This window comes from Pseudodesulfovibrio senegalensis, from assembly GCF_008830225.1.
Classification (GTDB): domain Bacteria; phylum Desulfobacterota; class Desulfovibrionia; order Desulfovibrionales; family Desulfovibrionaceae; genus Pseudodesulfovibrio; species Pseudodesulfovibrio senegalensis.
Window position 1 is genome coordinate 197,739 of the sequence record NZ_WAIE01000003.1, and the last position, 17,241, is coordinate 214,979.

Genomic DNA, 17,241 nt, shown 5'->3' on the forward strand with positions numbered 1-17,241 from the left:
GTCTGCCGGGGCGTTCCGGATGCGTGCGCATGTACTTGCCCGGTCCTTTCTGGTAACTTTTGGGACATTCCAACACGAGGTGCGGCATCATGGCTTTGCGTGTTATCGAAATAGTGACCCCGCGTTCGGACAAGGACGACGTTGTCAGGTCCCTTGAGGAACACCGGACCGACGAAGGGTATGTGTTCTGGGCTTCACCCCTGGAAAGGGGCGAGGGAATTTCCTTTCGCATGATTCTCGATGTTCAGGATACCGAAAACGTACTGGACAAGTTCGAACAGCTTTTTGCGTGGACCGACAAGTACCGGATCGTCGTGTATCCGGCGGAGGCCACCATCCCCCGGTTGGACAAGCTTGCCAGCGAAGACAAGAACGAGTTCACGCCTGCCCCGAAAGAGAGCGAACCCAAGAAGAACAGGATAAGCCGGGAGGAACTCTACGCAGACGTTCTCGACACCACGCTGCTCTCCAGAAATTATGTCATTCTCGTGCTGCTGTCGTCGCTGGTGGCCATCATCGGGCTTTTGCGCGGCAACGTGGCCATCATCATCGGGGCCATGGTCCTTGCGCCGCTGCTCGGTCCGAACGTGGGGCTTTCGCTGGCAACCACGTTGGGAGACAAAAAGCTGAGCATGGAATCGCTGAAGACCATGACCGTCGGCATCGCCCTCTGTTTTTTCCTTGCGGCGGCCGCCGGGCTGTTGCTGGGAATTCCCCATGTCACGGACGAGCTCGCGGCACGAAGCGTCATTTCCTATTCGGATATCATACTCGCCATCGTGTCGGGCGCTGCGGGCATCGTCACCGTGACCCAGGGCGTGCCCACGTCGCTGGTCGGCGTGATGGTGGCCTTGTCGCTGCTGCCGCCCCTTGTGGCAAGCGGGCTTTTTTTTGGTGCCGGCATGATGCCCCATGCCCTGGGTGCGGGCATGCTTTTTCTGGCCAACGTCATCTGTCTCAACCTTGCGGGCGTCGTCACCTTCATTCTTTTCGGAATTCAGCCGCTTTCGTGGTGGGACAAGGAACAGGCCAAGAACGGGGCATGGCGTGCCGCCATCCTGTGGACCCTTCTTCTCGCGGCCCTTGTGGTCCTCATGGTGTACGAAGGACGATAGATGCGGTCGGCTGCTGCGCCATGCCGCGTTGCGCGTTCGGCCGCGGCAGGTTGCCGGAGCGTTTCTTCGTGTGCCAGCGCAGAACCGTCCCCGCCCGTGGCACAAAGGCAGGGGCGATCAGCGGCGCAACCCGGCCAGCAACCGCGCGGGCCGGAGCAACAGGTCCAGCCCGTTGTCTATGCTCGTGGCCACCATGTCCGCTGCCGCAATGGTCTGCGCGCAGGCACATTCCGTCTGCACCACGGCCACGCCCAGCGCACAATCCTTGAGCATGAGGCCGTCGTTGGCTCCGTTGCCGAAGGCCGCACAGCGCTCTGCGCCCAGTGAGCGCACGTATTTCAGCTTGGCGTGGGCTTCGTCGCCCGCGCCGATGACCGATACCCGGCAGGGCAGGCCGTTGAGTTTGTCTGCGCAGGTGCCGTGGGTGTCGGCCGTGACAACGCACACGTTCATGGTTTTGGCCAGAGCGCGGATGCGTTCGGCAACCCCGGGCAGCAACTCGCCGTCTTCGGCAATGGTGCCGTTGAAGTCCAGCACCACGTGGTCGAGGTCCAGTGTGCCGAAACCCGGGATGTCCATGCGCACGGCTATTCTCCGTCCTGTGGTGCGCCGCCGCCTGCCAGCGCGGCCAGCCCGCCCTTGAAGATGAGCTTTGTGGCCAGCTCATCGGCCTGCTCGCCCAGTTCCATGAGCTTTTCCAGAAAGTCGAGGATGGCCAGCCTGCGTTCCTCGTCCCCGTTGTCGAATTCGAATTGGCAGTCCCCGTCCTTGAAATAGGTTTCCAGTCGATTCAGGTAATCCGTATCCAGCATGATGTCCTCGCTTGTGTGCGGCCTGCGGGCCGTCAGTCGTGGTGATAGGGCATGTTGCGCATGATGGTGCCTGCCCGGTAAATCTGTTCCAGCAACACCAGCCGCGCCAGCTCGTGGGGCAGGGTCATGTCGCTGAGGCGCACGGTCTTGCGCGCCGCGTTCTTGACCTCGTCGGAGAGTCCGAACGGGCCGCCGATGACGAACGTGGGCCGCAGGTTCGGGTCGTCGGTCCATTGCTGCAGATGGGCGGCCAGCTTGCGGGAGGTCAGCCGTTCGCCGAATTCATCGAGGATGATCAGCATGTCCGAGGGGTTGGCTTTGGATATGATGCCCTTGCCCTCTACCTCGTTGCGCTGGGCCGCCGGGAGTTTGCCCGGCCCGTCCTTGATCACGCTCTGTTCCAGCTTGAAGAAGCGGGAGAGTTTTTTCCAGTAGTGCTCGCATCCTTCGCGGTAGAATTTTTCCTTGGGCTTGCCCACCCAGATGAATCCCACTGCGCGCATTTACACGTTCTCCAGCCGGGCCGAAAGCTGGCCGTTGGCGAAGTCTATGCGCACGTAGCCGCCGCCCGCGGCCATGCCGGGGTTGATGACCATGGTTTGGCCCACGATGTCGGTGCCGCCGGATTCGTGGATGTGGCCGGTGATGACCAGTTCGGGCATGGCGCGTTCGATGAAGCGGCGCACGGCCATGCTGCCCACGTGCTGCCCGTTGCCGAGCACGTCCAGTCGGCTCTGGCCCGGAGGCTCGTGAACGACCACGATGAGTTTCTCGAACCGCCCGGCCTGGGCGTGGGTCTGGTCCAGCCACTCGGCAAGGACCTCCTCATCCACTTCGCCCGGCGTGTTGAACGGGGTGGGGGTGGAATAGCCAACGCCCATGATGCCCAGCCCCGGGGCCAGTTCGTGGACGCGGCAGTGCAGGTCGATGCCTTCCTCGCGCAGCAGCTCGGCCACGTCTTCGGTGTCCATGTTGCCGGGCTGGGCCAGCAGGTTGGGGTTGTGCCGACGCAGGGCGCTGAGCACGGACCGCGCCGCGGCCGGGGTGCCCCGGTTGGTGATGTCGCCGGTGATGATCACTCCCCGGGCCGTGTCCAGGTCCGGGATTTCATCAAAGATGCTTGTTGATTCGTGAATGTCGCCAAGGGCTATCCAGTGCATGTGTCCTCCTGTGCATCTGGGCTGTGCGTCCGGGCAGGATACGGGGAAACGTCCGGGCTTTCAAAATATTTTTGCCGGGATCAGAGCCAGCGGTTGCGCAAAAAGAGCATCAGCATGCCCACGGCCGTCACCCCCATGGCGCCAAGGGTTATGAAGTAGCCGTATCGCCATTTGAGTTCGGGCATGAACTCGAAGTTCATGCCGTATATTCCGGCGATGAACGTCAGCGGTATGAAGATGGTGGACACCAGCGTCAGGATCTGCATGATGCGGTTGGTCTTGAGACCGGCAAGGGATATCTGCAGTTCGATCATGCCGGCCATGATGTCTGCCAGCGCCAGAACCGAATCCCCGGTCTGGGTGGCGTGGTCGCCCACATCGCGCAGATAGGCTTCCGCCGATGGCGGCAACTCCGCCTGCGGGGCCGAGCAGAGCTCCCTGAACACCTCACGCATGGGCAGCAGGGCGTTGCGCATGACCACGGCTTCGCGCCGGAGCGTATACAGGGCGTTCAATCGTTTTTCGGTTTGCCTGTCCTGCAGGGAATCTTCCAGTTTCTGGGCCTGTTCGCTCATGGCGTGGAGCGTGGCAAAATGGTTGTCGATGATCGCGTCGATCAGGGCCACGGCCAGATAGTGCCCGCCTGCGCCTCGCATTTTGCCGCTTCCCGTGCGGATTCGTTCCATGACGCCCCGGAATCGGCGGGTGTCGGTTTCCTGAAACAGCAGGACCATGTCGTCGTTCCAGAACAGGGAAATCTGCTGCTGGCTGAGCGTGTTGGTCGGTTCGTCAAAGGACATGTCGCGCAGGATCACGAAGATGCCGTTTTCCAGCCATTCCAGTTTGGGGCGCTGGGCCGTGTTCATAACGTCTTCTAGCGTGATGGACGGTATGGATGCCACCGAGCCCATGCTGCGTATCGTGGCCGGGTCATGGACGCCGATGCAGTGCAGGAGCGTGGTGGTTCCCGGCGCAATGCGCACGTTTTCGAAAACGGCCGGCGAGGATTCCCGGATAATGCCGTCCGCATTGTAGGCCAGTTCGGAAACCACGGGGTCGAAGTCGCGCTTTTTCCCGGCGTAGATGAGGCTGCCGGGGGCGATGTCCCGCTTCAGGGTGAACCATTTCAGGGATTCAAGCATTGTTGCCTCCGGCCATGTGCACGGTGCGGGTGGGGAAGGCGAATCCTATGCCCTCGGCCTCGAATCGCCGAACAAGAGCCAGATTGATGGCCTGCTGCGTGTCCATGTAGTCGTTGTATTCCGGCGATTCCACGTAATAGACCACCTCGAAATCCAGACTGGAATCCCCGAAGCGGTGGAAGTGCACGCGGTCCAGCGTGGCCAGCGGCAGTTCGTCCACGATGGCGCGCACCATGTCCGGGATGGCCTCCAGCTTGTCCGAACCCGTGGAATAGAGAACCCCGAAGCCGAAGCATATCCTGCGCCGCCGCATGCGGCGGTAGTTTTTCACGCGCGAGCCCGTGAGGTCCGAGTTGGAGATGATGATCTGTTCGCCGTCAAGGCTGCGCAGCCGGGATGTTTTCAGCCCCGTGTGTTCCAGCGTTCCGCGCAGGTTGTCCACGATGATGAAGTCGCCGATGCGGAAGGGTTTGTCGAACAGGATGGCGAAATAGCTGAACAGGTCGCCCAGTATGGCCTGTGCCGCAAAGCCCACGGCAACGCCCGCCAGTCCGAGACCGGCCATGATGGTGCCGATCTTGACCCCGAAGTTGTCCAGTATGAAGGCCAGCCCGAGCAGCCACGCCGTGCCCTTGATGATGGGCAGGATGGCGCGCCCCCGGTGTTCGGGCAGGGTCGTGCCCTTGCGCCGCAGGTTGGTGTCCAGCGCCAGCTTGAGCGTGTCCACGGACAGGGACACCAGCAGGAACGTGAACAGGATCAGGAAGATGTTGCCCCCGGCGGATTCCACGCCTTTGCTCAAAGGCAGGGATCGGAAAAAGGCGAATGCGGCGGCCGTCCACAGGGTCCAGCGCAGCGAGGTGAGGGTCTGGTCGAGGAATTCCGGGTCAACCCGGATGCCGGAAACACGTTTCAGGCGGTTGTTCAGTATGCGGCAGAATGCGGAAACGGCCACGAGGCCGAGGATCAGCAGCACCGCGCCCACGGCAATTTCCGTGGTGTGCGGGTTGGCAAGGATCGATGACGCGGTGGTCTTCATGGTGGCAAGGAGTTTCATGCCCTTATGGATAGCACATTGCCTTGCGGAGGCAAATATCGCGGGATCAGGTCCGGGGTGCGGGAGCCACCAGAATGACCACGCGCCTGTTTTTGGCCTGGTTTTCCGGTATGGAGTTGCCCTTGTTGTCCGTGTTCGGGGCCAGCGGGCGGGTGTCGGCCAGACCGGTGACCTTGATGCGCTCGGGCGGGAAGCCGTTGGCGATCAGGAAACGGGCCACGGACGAGGCCCGGGCCGAGGAGAGTTCCCAGTTGGAGGGAAACTTGTCCGAATGGATGGGCAGGTTGTCGGAATGGCCCTCGATGGTCAGGCGGTAGTTCTGGTTGACGAGCGGCTTTGCCAGCTTGTCCAGAATGATCACGGCCCGGGAGGTCAGGGTGGCGTCCCCGGACTTGAAGAATGCGGCGCCCTTGAGGTTCACGGCCACGGCGTCCGGCCGCAGCTTCAGGGAGAGCGCCTCGGTCTCGTTGCCGATGAGCTTCGCCAGTTCCAGTTGCAGCTCGAAGAGGTTCTTTTTTTTGGCTTCCGGCGTGACCGGGGCGTTCTTTTCGCGGATGGAAGGCGCGTCCTTGCCTTTCATGGCCTCGGCCATGATGGAGGAAACCGCCTCGTACCGGGCCGGGTCCACCTTGGAAACCGTGAGCATGAGTACGAAAAAGCAGAGCAGCAGGGTCATCATGTCCGCAAAGGAGAGCGCCCAGTTGGAGGGCTCTTTCTTGCGGTGGTGCGGTGCGGGTATGAAGGGGCGCTGCATGGCGTGCTCCGTCAGCGGGCCGTGATGGACGACCATTTTCTGGGCGGCAGGTAGCCCTTGAGCTTGTCTGTGATGATGGCGGCCGGGGTCTTGTCCTTGATGTGCAGGATGCCGTCGCGGAACACGCACATGAGGATGGTGCGTTCCTCCACCCTGCGTTCCACCTTGGTGGCGATGGGCAGGTAGATGAGGTTAGCGAAGAGCACGCCGTAGAGCGTGGTGGTCAGGGCCGTGGCCATGCCCGGGCCGATACGCGTGATGTCGTCGCCCATGGCCTGCATCATGGCGATGAGCCCGATGAGCGTGCCGATGATGCCGAACGCCGGTGAAAGCGCGGCCATGGTCCGGTAGATGCCCGTGGCAAAGAGTTCCTGATCGTGGTATTGCTGTATGCGATTGTCAAGGATTTCGCGCAGTTCTTCTTTGCTGTATCCATCAACCAGCATTTGCAGGCCGTCGCGCAGGAATTCGTTGTCGATTTTCTTGATGGAGCGTTCCAGCTGTTCGTCGCCCTTGCCGGCCACGTTCTTGGAAATCTGCACCAGCACCTTGATGTAGTTGGCGATGGGCAGTTCCTCGGCCGTGAACGCGGTCATGAACAGGGCGAACACGCGCATGACTTCCCGCAGAGGATAGCAGATGAAGGTGGCCGCGATGGTGCCGCCCAGCACAATGGCCAGCCCGGGCAGGTTGATGAAGACCTGCACCGAGTCCGTGGCAAAGAAGGTGGCCGTGCAGAGCACGCCTATGCCCGCCACGATTCCGAAGATGGTCGCGATGTTCACGAGGCCTTGCCTCCCTTGACGGTCCTGATCAGTTCAATGAGTTCGTCCTGCACGTCCTCGGCCTCGGCGTCCTCCACCGTGGCGCGGTTTTCCGCTTCCTCGCGCACGATGCGGGCGATCTTCTTGGCCAGGTTGGCGTCGATCTTCTTGCGGGCGTCCTCGTCCGCAAGGGTCATGAGTACGCCCAGCTTGTAGTAGCCTATTTGCGAAAACACCTGCTTGAGCGTGGTGTTGTCCACGAAAACGATGTCGTTCACGTCTTCCAGCTCTTCCAGTTTCTTGCGTTTGCGCTTGACCTTTTTGAAAAAGTCTTCGGGCTGTTCCGAAGCCCAGGTCAGCGCGCCCTGTTTGTGGAAGAAAAACAGGCTTTCGGGGATCTCCCCGGCCGCGATTTTCTTGTACAGGATTTGGGGATCGGCCTGCACGTCTTCGGCAAAGTCGAAGATGTCCACGTATTCCAGTTCAGGTTCTGGCGTGCTGTTGCGGCTCAGTTCCTTGTGCAGGTTGGAGGCCACATGGAAGAAGTTGTCCGCGTCCTTGATGCGGATGAACATGTCTTCAAAGGCCTTGGCGCTTTTGGTGCGGGTGCAGTCCACGAGCTTGAGCCGGTAGAGTTGGTCCACGGCCGAGCGGATGTCCGCCTCCGAGACCAGCAGGATATCCTTGATCTCGCGCGAGAGGTCGGCAAGACGCATGCCCTGCTTGTGGTTGGGCGTGCGCTTGGCCTGTGCCGGCGGCATGTTGGCATGGGCGCGCCACGCCAGTTCCAGTATGCGGCAGATACTCAGGAACGTGCTGCGGCATACATTGGCGTTGCTGATGCGGGCCTGTTTTTTGAGCCGTTCGATGAGCAGGCGCGTGAGGTGCTGTATGGTCTTGGGGCAGCGGTCCAGCAGGGTTTGGATGATCTGTTCGGTGAGGATCATCAGTTCGCAGTATTCCGCGGCTTCTGCCGAAGAACTGCGTACCGAGCCGGTCAATGCACCCTTTTCCCCGAAGATTTCGCCCTTGCCAACGCGGTCCAGCACCACCTTGCGGTTGCCGTCCGTGCGGTAGAGGGTCACTGTGCCTTTTTTGACCATGTAGGCGTGTCCTGCCTGCTGGCCTTCCCGGAAAATACTCTGGTCCTTGTAAAAGACCTTGATGTTGCGAACATTCTGCTTGGTGGTCATGATCTCCCCTTGATCATCCCGTGCGTTATGGCCGAACCGTAAGAAAGATTCACTATGCTATCCATTATTTAGAAAAAGTACAATCGCATACAGGGGAAAACGTCTGTTGGAAATATTCCGCTCCGGTTGGTGTGGACGTTGTCCTGTGGCGAACGGGCGCAGAATCGCGTCAAAAAAAGCAAGTCTCTTGTGGACAAAGCTCACGGCTGTATATAGATTCCACATCACGAAGCTGTAGCCATATATTATTCACTATCAGTACAGAGTTCAGGTCGGCGTGTCGAAATTTCGGCGCGTTCCGGTCGCATGCGAGGTTCACACATGGCACTTTTCGGAAAGAAAAACGGTAATGAAGTCAACCACGGGGAGCTGAACGCCTTTCTCGGGGTCGGCACGGAATATCGCGGCAAGCTTGACTTTGTCGGCACTGTCCGTATAGACGGCTCCTTTGAAGGTGAGATTTCCACGGACGGAACCCTTGTGCTGGGGCGCGAAGCCTCCATCAAGGGTGTTGTGCGCGTGGGCGAACTGAATTCGTGCGGCCGCATCGACGGCGATGTCGAAGTCCGCGGCAAGGCGGTTCTCCAGAAGACATCCGCGCTGGACGGCAGCCTTGTTGCCGAGAAGCTGGTGGTGGAGCAGGGAGCCGTTCTTGACGGCAATATCTCCATGGCCGGCTCCGGAGTGAGTTTCCCGGCCACCAACGTGGTTCGCGCGGATTTCTCGACCACCGCCGATTCGTTTGAAGGAACCGACGAATCCGTGGACGATCAGGAACAACAGGCCGTATCCGGCGTACAGTAGCCGGAACAGGCAGGAGGGTTTTGATATGTATGAACTGGTAGTCATTGTGAATGGACGGGAACGTCCGGTTTTCAAGGCTGAAAATCGTCTGGATGTGGAACTGGAACGCCAGCGCCATATCCGTTCACTTTCCGAAGGTGTTGCCGAGATTCGCGAGATCAAGCAGGGCAAGAAGAAGTAGTTTTTCGTTCCCTGGATTTTTTGAAAAAGGGCGGTTTGCTGACCGCCCTTTTTTTTGTGCTCTTTTTTTGCTGGCGGCAGAGGCGAAAAAAGAAACAGGCCCGGGCGGGCCTGTTTCGTATGAAGGGGAGGGGATTATTGGCGATGGCCGATGTACGGCCTTGTTCGGGAGACCGCCCCGCTGGGCGGCCCGGCAGGTTCGGATGCCGGACCGCCGCGATGCGGGCTTTCTTATGACCTGTGCCGCATGCCGCAGCGTACCCGGTTGCAAGCGTACCGGTTGGGGAGTTGTCCGACACGAGGGGAGGGTGGGGAGGTTCGGACAGGTACGCCCACGAGGGGGCAATGGACGCCGAGGCGTTCTGCGGTGCGGGAACAGGTCCCCGTTGCAAGAACGAGCGTGCATGCACGTTTTTTCTGCCGGAATGAGAGGGGCCGGCTCTGAAAAAACGTACGCAACCGGAGGGCCGCGTTGATCAGTATGTTGGGTGCTGATTTCATGCCTTGTTCGTCCTTGTTGGAATCACATAAGCATGGCGCGTGCCAAACATTATAATCTTTTTATTTCAAGTGTTTATTGATTCATAATCTGCGCACTTGTGCAAAGTTTTCTGCATTTTTTTGCACAATGGTGTGCACATGTGTGCACGAAGTGCGCTAGCCCGGATAGACCAGCAGCAGGTAGCCGATGGCCAGCAGGGTGATGCTTGCGGCGCGCAGGGTCTGGTTGAAGACGATGAGCTTGAGGCCCATGCGCGGCCGGAAGATTCCGGCGTAATACGGGAACTGGTGGCGCACGGCCCGCATGGGGGACGAGAGGATGTTGGCCACCAGCATGGCCAGTATGACCTGCGGCGCGGTGAGCACGCCTTCGCCCAACAGGGCCGCGGCAAGGGTCAGGCTGCCGTGGATTTCACCCAGCAGTTGCACGGCGATGATGCTCAGGGCCTCGGGAGGCAGAAAATCGAGCATGCCCATGTTTTGGCCCAGGCTTTGTTCGATGTAATGAAAAAGCCCGTAGTGCCGGGCAAAAAAGATGGCCGTGTAGATGGGGATGGTGATGAAGGCGATCTTGGGCAGCCGTTTGCGAAAGCGTTCCCAGGCCAGCAGCAGCGGATGCTTTTTGCCGCGTTTCTTTTCCGCCTCTTCCAGCCGGCAGGGGATGCAGCCTTCATCCAGCGGCGGCAGGGCGAAGTGGCCCACGAATACGATGACCAGCGTGCGCAAGAATGCGGCCGAAAGCGTGATCCCCACATAGGTCCAGCCCACGTGCGGCGTGGCGCTGAAATACCCGAGGATGATGCCGTAGAGGCTGGGCAGGTGCTGGCAGAAGACCGGAAAACTGTTGAACAGGTTGGAAAAGACCAGCTCCTTGTCCGAAAGCTGCTTCTTGTCGTAGGCCTCGGCCAGCATGTTGTTGGCCGTGAATCCCGAGAAAAAGGCCATGGAAAAGCTGGCCGCGGCAACGTCCTTGAGGCGGCCGAACCGGGCGATGGGCGCAGCAAGGATGGCCATGAACCGCGTCCAGTTCAGCGTCTCGATGAGAATGCCCACGAACAGGCCCGCGCTGATGAACAGCACGAGCCGGGAAAGGGGCATCAGCAGGCCTTTGTAGACGATGGCCCAGGTCAATGGTTCCATGGGCCTACTTGCGCTTGCGGATTTTGATCTTTTTCATGGCTCCGGTTTCCTCTTCGGCCATGTGCGAGGTGTGCTTTTCCGCGGGGAAGCGGTGGTAGCGAACATCTTCGCAGTAGCGGGTCAGGGCTGCCGTGGCATCCTTGCCCAGCTCCGCGTAGGTGCGTACGAACCTCGGGGTGAAGCGGTCGAACATGCCCAGCACGTCGTGCCAGACAAGAATCTGTCCGTCCGTGACGTTGCCTGCGCCGATGCCGATGGTGGGAATGCCGACGTGCTCGGTGACCAGTTCGGCCGCCTCCACGGGCATGGCTTCCAGCACCAGCGAGAATGCGCCCGCCTCTTCCAGGGCCATGGCGTCGTCCAGCAGTTGCTGTACGTCAGCGGCGTTTTTGCCCTGCATCTTGAAGCCGCCGAAGCGGTTGACGTGTTGCGGAGTCAGGCCCAGATGGCCCATGACCGGAATGCCCGCATCCACAATGGCGCGTATTTTTTCGACGACCGTGCCGCCGCCTTCCAGTTTGACAGCCTTGGCGCGGCCTTCCTGTACCAGTCTCCCGGCATTGGCCACGGCCTGTTCCACGCTCAGGTGGTAGGACATGAACGGCATGTCCGCCACCAGCAGTGCTTGGCTTACCCCGCGCGAGGCCGCTCGGGTATGATGGATCATCTCGTCCATGGTCACGGACAGCGTGTCCTCGTGGCCGAGGACTACCATGGCCAGAGAATCGCCCACCAGAATCAGGTCCGCACCCGACTCGTCCGCGGTGATTCCCGTGGCGTAATCATATGCGGTCAGGCACGCGATCTTGCGGTCCGAGCCTTTCATGGCCGTGATGCCGGGGGCGGTGATCGCCTTTTTGGGGGCGTTGCCGCCGTAGGGCTTGTCCTGTGCTTTGTCCTGAGACACTGATTCCTCCGGAAGGATGGGGGCGCAATGGCCCGATGATTGAAAAGACGATCATAGACAAATGGGAGCCGTGTGGCAAAGGAGAAAACTTGAGGTTGCCGAGAAAGGGCCCATGGCGGCATTGGTGCAAAAAGAGCGACCCCTCGCGTATGTTGTTGTACGCGTCGGACCGGTTCTTTCCTTACGCCCTGCCCCTTTTTCGGCAACCTGCCGGACCAGGGGGGCTTGCCCCAAAAAAACGCCGCCACCCGTGCGGGCGGCGGCGTCTGCCGTTTGTTGAAAGAGGGTGCGTTCCCTACATGGGGGCAAGGTTCTGGAGTACCCAGATGACCCGGCCCAGGGTGCGTTCGGCCATTTCTTCGGCCGGAATGGTCAGGTCGCTGTGCTGGGGGTTGTCCGCCTTGAGCAGAAATTCACCGTCGCGCAGGTAGGCTCTGCGGATCATCAGGCCCTGATGCGGGAAGTGCACGGCCACGATGTCGCCGTCCGGATGCTGTTTCTGGGCCTGATCGATTCCCACGAATGCGCCTCGGGCAATGACCGGCTCCATGTTTGCGGAATCCATGCGGATCACCTGCAGCTGCGGCCGGAAAAAGGATTCGGGGATGGACAGTTCCTCAAGGGGCTGGGGAGCCCATGTGTTGCTTTCGGTCTGTGCGCCCGCAACCGAGGAAACAGAAACAACGCGACCGCGGGAGTTCATGCGGCCATAGGGCGTGGGCGCTTCGCGCAGGATGGTGTCCGCAGGGATTTTGGCCTTGCTGGCGTTGATGTAGACAGGCTCAACGCCGTCAGCCAGCCAGTCCGGGTCCAGCCCATGGCTGCGGTAGAGTTTGAGGAACCACTCCGCCGGAATGGAGCAACGGCGTTTTGCGTCGGAAATGCTGGACTGGCGGACGTCGAGCACTTCGGCCAACTGCACCTGGGTGCGGGCGCCGGTGGCCTTTTTGATACGCTCAAGCGCATCTTCGAACCATTTGCGTTGGGCCTCGTCGCATTTTTTCTTTTGTTTGGGCATAATCTTTACTCCTGAATGTGACGTTTCTCGATATGGAAACGTCTTGTGCGTATTTTTTTAGGGTGCCGTCGTCTGTACTGCTCCCTGCATAAAATGGGTGCCAGTGGCGACATTTCTTGGCCTTGCCGATACACCCTTGGGGGAAACCCCTAGTACAGATTGGGGGAAAGTCCTAGGCATGTCAAGACCAGGAACGGCTATTGAAACAGAAAAATGCATTAAAAACGGGGCAATCTATTCGATCGCCCCGTTTTTAATGGAATTTATACTATATGTGTATGCTTTATAAATTTATTGGAAGTATTTCAGGAACGGAGATTCCGGTGTGAAAATGAACCGGGATTTATCCTTGAAGCTCTTCCGGTAGGCATCGAGACTGCGCATGAATCCATAGAATTCCGGAGACTGACCAAGGGCTTCGGCATAGATTGCCGTGGCCTTGGCGTCGCCCTGCCCGCGCTGTTCTTCGGCCTGTTTTTCCGCTTCGGCAAGGATGATGCTGCGTTCCTTGTCCGCCTTGGCCTTGATGCGTGCCATGGCTTCCTGACCTTCGGAACGGTACTGCTTGGCCTGCCGTTCGCGTTCGGCCTTCATGCGGCCGAAGATGGCGGTGGCGTTTTCCGGGGGCAGGTCCGTGCGTTTGATGCGCACGTCAATGACCTCGATGCCGTAGGGTTCCAGCTGTTTCTTGGTCCGGGCGGTCACGTTGGTCATGATCTCGGGGCGCTTGCGCGAAACCACCTCGATGAGCGTATAGCGGCCGAGGCTCACGCGCAACTGGGAGCGGATGATGTCGTCCAGCCGTGCCTGCGCGCCGGGAATGGTGCGCACCTTCTGGTAGAAGACCAGCGGGTTGGCGATGCGCCATTTGGCGAAGCTGTCGATGTTCATGTATTTCTTGTCTTCGGTGGTGATTTCCTCGGGCTTGGCGTCATAGTCCAGTATGCGCGAGTCGAAATAGACCACGTCCTGCACCAGCGGCAGCTTGAAGTGCAGCCCGGGACCGAGCGGGTCCGGGTACACGGGCTTGCCCAGTTGCAGAACAAGGGCTTCTTCGGTCTGGTCCACGGTGAAGACGCTTTGCGTCAGGACAATGGTTCCCACCAATATGAGTATGATCAGCAATGCGGATTTTTTGTTCATGTAGGCACCTTCTCCCTATTGCTTGGCCGTGTCGGCGGTTTTGCCTCGGCGGACCGTGTCCAGCGGCAGATAGGGAATGGATTTCTTCAGCGCGTCGTCGGAAAGGATCAGCTTTTCCGCGTCCGGGTTGGAGAGAATGGACTCCATGGTTTCAAGATAGAGTCTGCGCCTGGTGATGTCCTTGGCCTTTTTGTACTCCTTGAGCACAGCCAGGAAGCGGGACGCCTCACCCTGAGACCTGCGGATCTTGGCTTCGCTGTAAGCCTGCGCCGCGTTGGTGATGCGGGCCGCCTGTCCCCGGGCCTTGGGCAGGATGTCGTTGCTGTAGGCCTGTGCTTCGTTGATGAAGCGGCTCTTGTCCTCGCGGGCCGAGGCCACGTCCTTGAACGCGTCCACCACCTGATCCGGCGGATGCACGTTCTGCATCTGCACGGCCACGATGCTGATTCCGGATTTGTAGAGGTCCAGAATGTGTTGCATGAGTTCGCGGGTGGATGCCTGGATTTCCTGCTTGCCCGTGGTCAGCGCGTCATCGATCTTGCTCTTGCCGATGACCTCGCGCATGGCCGCGCTGGCCGCGTTCTTGATGGTGGCCTCCACGTCCTTGACGTTGAAGAGGTAATCCTTGGCGTCCTTGATCAGATACTGGACGATGAACTGCACGCTGACGATGTTTTCGTCGCCGGTGAGCATGAGCGATTCATCCGGCACGCCGCGTTCCTGTCCCTGCCTGAACGGCACGGACCGGTTGCGGGTCATGGAGCGGAACCCCATTTCTATGCGGCGGATCTGGGTCACTTTTGGTGTGAGCACACTTTCCACCGGATAGGGAATGTGGTAGTGCGGCCCGGATGTGGTGATGCGCGAAAACGCGCCAAAACGTTTGACAACGCCCACTTCGTCCGGCTCTACTATGTAGATGCCGGAAAGCAGCCACAACAGGGCCACGGCAAGGAGAACGATCTTCCCTCCGGGCAGCTTGAAGCTTTTGAGCTTTTTGAACTGTTCGTTGAAGTCGTCAAAACCGGGGGGCGTACCGCCGGTGTTCCCCTGCCGCTGCTTTTGGAGTTTTTCCCAGTCCCAATTCATAATACTGAATAAGTAGGCGTTCACATGGCGCAGGTCAAGAAGTCCCGTGAACAATAATACGAAAATTGCAAATGCATTTTGCTTCTGGCCGGTCTGGGGCTTTGTTGACGGAGGACGGAAATGAGTCTGTACCATGCCTCCCGCGGTTTTTTCCGTTGGGTGCGGGCCAAAGTGCTGCGCAGCGAAGTGCGCATCGCCGGGCATTGCCTCATGTGCGGGCGCTGCTGTCGCGATCTGCGTATCATGGACCACGGCGAGTGGGTCACCTCGCGTCGCCAGCATGAATCCATGGTGCGCGAAAGCCCCGAATACGACCGGTTCGAGATCATCGGCAAGGACGATGCCGGCTGCCTGACCTATTCCTGTTCATGCGCGGGCGAGGACGGCCTGTGCACGGATTACGAAAACCGGCCGTCCATTTGCAGTAGGTATCCTTCCCCGACATTATACTACAGAGGAGTGGACCCGCCCGGCCACTGCGGGTATCGTTATGAGGCCCTGACGTTTCGGACGGCGCTGCGGTGCCTGCTGGGCAGGGAGCGTTCCTTTGACATGATCTTGCGGCAGGAGCGGAAGCGGATGAGCAAACAGGGGAAGAAGGCATGAAAAAGACCATTGTCATCGTTGTAATGCTGGCGGCGCTGGGAGCCGGGGCCTACTTTATGTTCCGGGATCGGGCCGAGCCCGTGCGCATCATCAGTACGGCCCCGGTGGAAAGGACTGCCGTGCGCAAGGTGCTGCAGGCCACGGGCATCGTCAAGGCACAGGTGGGCGCTCTCATCAAGATCGGGGCCAGGGCAACGGGCATTTTGCAGCAGGTGTTGGTCAAGGTGGGCGACACCGTCAAAAAGGGCGACCTCGTGGCCGTTGTGGATGACCGCGAATTGCGTGCGAAAATAGCCGAGGCCGAGGCACGGCTCAAGCTCGCGCAGGCCAAGCGGACATATGCGGCCAAGACCCTGCCCCGCAAGCGGCAGCTGGTGCAGAAGAAGCTGGAAGCACAGGATTCCCTGGACATGGCGCTGCAGGACGAGCGGGTGGCCAGTTTTGAGGCGGCCGCGGCCAGGGCTGCGCTGGAGACCCTGCGTGTGCAGAGTACCTATTACAAGATCTACAGCCCCATGGACGGCATCGTCAGTCAGGTGGCCGCGCAGGAGGGTGAAACCATCGTTTCCGGGCTGAACGTGTCCAATCTGGTCACCGTGCTGGACCCGGAGCGGCTGGAGATGTGGATATACGTGGACGAGACCGACATCGGCCGTGTGCGCGTCGGCCTGCCCGTGGAGTTTTCCGTGGACGCCCATGCGGACCGCATTTTCCGCGGCCGGGTGGACCGGGTTTATCCCGAGCCCGAAGTCAGGGACAATATCGTCTACTACCGTGCGCTGGTGAAGGTGGACCCCCATCAGGCCGATTTTCTGCGGCCCGAAATGACCACCCAGTGCAAGATCATCGTGGAAACCCGGGACAACGTGCTCAGCATCCCCAATGCCGCGCTCAAGTGGGTTGCCGGTCGGCAGGTGGTCTTTGTGGGCGAACCCGATGCGGGCGAGCCTCGCGAGGTCACCCCGGAACTGGGGCTGCAGGGTCTGGAACGCAGCGAAGTGCTTTCCGGGCTTGAAGAGGGTCAGCCGGTGGCCGTGCAGCTGGTCATTCCGGGCAGGAAGCTCGGCAACAAGGGCATATGACATGACAGGGTCTGTAAACGCGATTGATATTCCGGGCGTGGATGTGGCCATCCATATGCGGGACATGACCCGCACCTTCTGGCAGGAACCCGAGCAGGAGGGCGGCGAGCGCCGCGGCGTGAAAGTGCTCAAGGGCATCTCGTTGGACATTGCCTCGGGCGAGTTCGTGGCCCTGCAGGGGACATCCGGTTCGGGCAAGTCCACCCTGCTGCAGCTCATGGGCCTGCTGGACCAGCCCACATCCGGTTCATTTACACTCATGGGGCATGACGTGGCCGGGCTGGACGACGATGACCGTTCCGACCTGCGCAACTGTTGCCTGGGGTTCGTGTTCCAGAGTTTCTATCTCATTCCCTACGCCACGGCGCTGGAGAACGTGATCCTGCCCGGCCTGTATTCGGGGCGACCCCGTTCGGAAATGCGCTCCCGTGCGGTTTCCCTGCTGGAGCGCGTGGGGCTTGGCGACCGCATGGACTTCAAGCCTTCGAGCCTGTCCGGTGGCCAGCAGCAGCGTGTGGCCATGGCCCGGGCGCTGGTCAACGAACCGGACATCATCCTTGCGGATGAACCCACGGGCCAGCTGGATTCCGCCACCAGCGAAGAGATAATGGAATTGTTTCTCGACGTGAATTCCACGGGCAAGACCATCGTGCTGGTGACCCATGACGAAGCCGTGGCCGCAGGCGCGCAACGGACCATCCATCTGAAGGACGGCCGCATCGCGGACTGATTTTTCCATGCGGCTCCGCCCTTGGGGGGCCGTTGACCCATGAC

Annotated in this window: 20 protein-coding genes; 6 read left to right on the forward strand and 14 right to left on the reverse strand. The window is 60.0% G+C overall.

Annotation, left to right across the window (positions count from 1 at the left end):
* The first annotated feature begins 89 nt into the window (after positions 1 to 89).
* Positions 90 to 1,115 carry a TIGR00341 family protein gene (locus F8A88_RS09195; RefSeq protein ID WP_151150849.1) on the forward strand — a complete coding sequence of 342 codons (1,026 nt, stop codon included), beginning with the start codon at positions 90 to 92 and terminating at the stop codon, positions 1,113 to 1,115.
* A 117-nt stretch (positions 1,116 to 1,232) separates the two neighbouring features.
* On the opposite strand, the gene F8A88_RS09200 is transcribed toward F8A88_RS09195, so the two are convergent.
* From F8A88_RS09200 to F8A88_RS09240, 9 genes are all read right to left on the reverse strand, one after another.
* Positions 1,233 to 1,694 (reverse strand): HAD family hydrolase, encoded by a 462-nt coding sequence (locus F8A88_RS09200; RefSeq protein ID WP_151151009.1) that lies wholly within the window; start codon positions 1,692 to 1,694, stop codon positions 1,233 to 1,235.
* Positions 1,695 to 1,702: 8 nt separating this feature from the next.
* A complete protein-coding gene (locus tag F8A88_RS09205; protein WP_151150850.1) occupies positions 1,703 to 1,927 on the reverse strand; it encodes a hypothetical protein in 225 nt (74 codons plus the stop codon).
* Between the two features lie 32 nt (positions 1,928 to 1,959).
* Positions 1,960 to 2,430 carry a 23S rRNA (pseudouridine(1915)-N(3))-methyltransferase RlmH gene (locus tag F8A88_RS09210; protein WP_151150851.1) on the reverse strand — a complete coding sequence of 157 codons (471 nt, stop codon included), beginning with the start codon at positions 2,428 to 2,430 and terminating at the stop codon, positions 1,960 to 1,962.
* The gene (locus tag F8A88_RS09215) at positions 2,431 to 3,087 is read right to left on the reverse strand and encodes a metallophosphoesterase family protein (protein ID WP_151150852.1); all 657 of its coding nucleotides are present in this window, start codon (positions 3,085 to 3,087) and stop codon (positions 2,431 to 2,433) included.
* A gap of 80 nt (positions 3,088 to 3,167) precedes the next feature.
* Positions 3,168 to 4,229, reverse strand: a complete 1,062-nt coding sequence (gene corA / locus F8A88_RS09220; protein ID WP_151150853.1) for a magnesium/cobalt transporter CorA — start codon at positions 4,227 to 4,229, stop codon at positions 3,168 to 3,170.
* Complete coding sequence (locus F8A88_RS09225) at positions 4,222 to 5,286, reverse strand: mechanosensitive ion channel family protein (protein WP_151150854.1); 1,065 nt, start codon at positions 5,284 to 5,286, stop codon at positions 4,222 to 4,224. The genes corA and F8A88_RS09225 overlap by 8 nt, the downstream gene beginning before the upstream one ends.
* A 46-nt stretch (positions 5,287 to 5,332) precedes the next feature.
* Entirely contained in the window at positions 5,333 to 6,040 is a 708-nt protein-coding gene (locus F8A88_RS09230; RefSeq protein ID WP_151150855.1) for an OmpA/MotB family protein, read from the reverse strand.
* Between the two features lie 11 nt (positions 6,041 to 6,051).
* Complete coding sequence (locus tag F8A88_RS09235) at positions 6,052 to 6,825, reverse strand: motility protein A (protein WP_151150856.1); 774 nt, start codon at positions 6,823 to 6,825, stop codon at positions 6,052 to 6,054.
* Complete coding sequence (locus tag F8A88_RS09240) at positions 6,822 to 7,997, reverse strand: cyclic nucleotide-binding domain-containing protein (RefSeq protein ID WP_151150857.1); 1,176 nt, start codon at positions 7,995 to 7,997, stop codon at positions 6,822 to 6,824. Before F8A88_RS09240 ends, F8A88_RS09235 begins: the two co-directional genes overlap by 4 nt.
* Positions 7,998 to 8,318: 321 nt before the next feature.
* Between F8A88_RS09240 and F8A88_RS09245 the strand changes: the two genes are divergently transcribed.
* The gene (locus F8A88_RS09245; RefSeq protein WP_151150858.1) at positions 8,319 to 8,801 is read left to right on the forward strand and encodes a bactofilin family protein; all 483 of its coding nucleotides are present in this window, start codon (positions 8,319 to 8,321) and stop codon (positions 8,799 to 8,801) included.
* A 25-nt stretch (positions 8,802 to 8,826) separates the two neighbouring features.
* Positions 8,827 to 8,982: a hypothetical protein gene (locus F8A88_RS15875; RefSeq protein ID WP_170283787.1), complete on the forward strand. Its 156-nt coding sequence runs from the start codon at positions 8,827 to 8,829 to the stop codon at positions 8,980 to 8,982.
* Positions 8,983 to 9,638: 656 nt separating this feature from the next.
* Here the strand turns inward: F8A88_RS15875 and F8A88_RS09250 are convergent.
* The 5 genes from F8A88_RS09250 to hflK all read right to left on the reverse strand — a co-directional run bounded on the left by F8A88_RS09250 (position 9,639) and on the right by hflK (position 14,779).
* Positions 9,639 to 10,622 carry a hypothetical protein gene (locus tag F8A88_RS09250; RefSeq protein WP_151150859.1) on the reverse strand — a complete coding sequence of 328 codons (984 nt, stop codon included), beginning with the start codon at positions 10,620 to 10,622 and terminating at the stop codon, positions 9,639 to 9,641.
* 4 nt (positions 10,623 to 10,626) lie between these two features.
* Complete coding sequence (gene panB / locus F8A88_RS09255) at positions 10,627 to 11,529, reverse strand: 3-methyl-2-oxobutanoate hydroxymethyltransferase (protein ID WP_277752583.1); 903 nt, start codon at positions 11,527 to 11,529, stop codon at positions 10,627 to 10,629.
* 295 nt (positions 11,530 to 11,824) lie between these two features.
* Complete coding sequence (locus F8A88_RS09260) at positions 11,825 to 12,547, reverse strand: LexA family transcriptional regulator (protein ID WP_151150860.1); 723 nt, start codon at positions 12,545 to 12,547, stop codon at positions 11,825 to 11,827.
* 291 nt (positions 12,548 to 12,838) lie between these two features.
* Positions 12,839 to 13,690, reverse strand: coding sequence for a protease modulator HflC (gene hflC, locus F8A88_RS09265; protein WP_151150861.1), 852 nt, complete (start codon positions 13,688 to 13,690; stop codon positions 12,839 to 12,841).
* 15 nt (positions 13,691 to 13,705) lie between these two features.
* On the reverse strand, positions 13,706 to 14,779 hold the full coding sequence (gene hflK, locus F8A88_RS09270) for an FtsH protease activity modulator HflK (protein WP_151150862.1): 1,074 nt from the start codon (positions 14,777 to 14,779) through the stop codon (positions 13,706 to 13,708).
* 120 nt (positions 14,780 to 14,899) lie between these two features.
* Here hflK and F8A88_RS09275 point away from each other — a divergent pair, with 120 nt between their 5' ends.
* From F8A88_RS09275 to F8A88_RS09285, 3 genes are read left to right on the forward strand one after another with little or no spacing between them, the layout of a single operon-like run.
* Positions 14,900 to 15,385: a YkgJ family cysteine cluster protein gene (locus tag F8A88_RS09275; RefSeq protein ID WP_151150863.1), complete on the forward strand. Its 486-nt coding sequence runs from the start codon at positions 14,900 to 14,902 to the stop codon at positions 15,383 to 15,385.
* On the forward strand, positions 15,382 to 16,467 hold the full coding sequence (locus F8A88_RS09280; RefSeq protein WP_151150864.1) for an efflux RND transporter periplasmic adaptor subunit: 1,086 nt from the start codon (positions 15,382 to 15,384) through the stop codon (positions 16,465 to 16,467). The genes F8A88_RS09275 and F8A88_RS09280 overlap by 4 nt, the downstream gene beginning before the upstream one ends.
* 1 nt (position 16,468) lies before the next feature.
* Positions 16,469 to 17,197 (forward strand): ABC transporter ATP-binding protein, encoded by a 729-nt coding sequence (locus F8A88_RS09285; RefSeq protein ID WP_421958103.1) that lies wholly within the window; start codon positions 16,469 to 16,471, stop codon positions 17,195 to 17,197.
* The last annotated feature ends 44 nt before the right edge of the window (positions 17,198 to 17,241 follow it).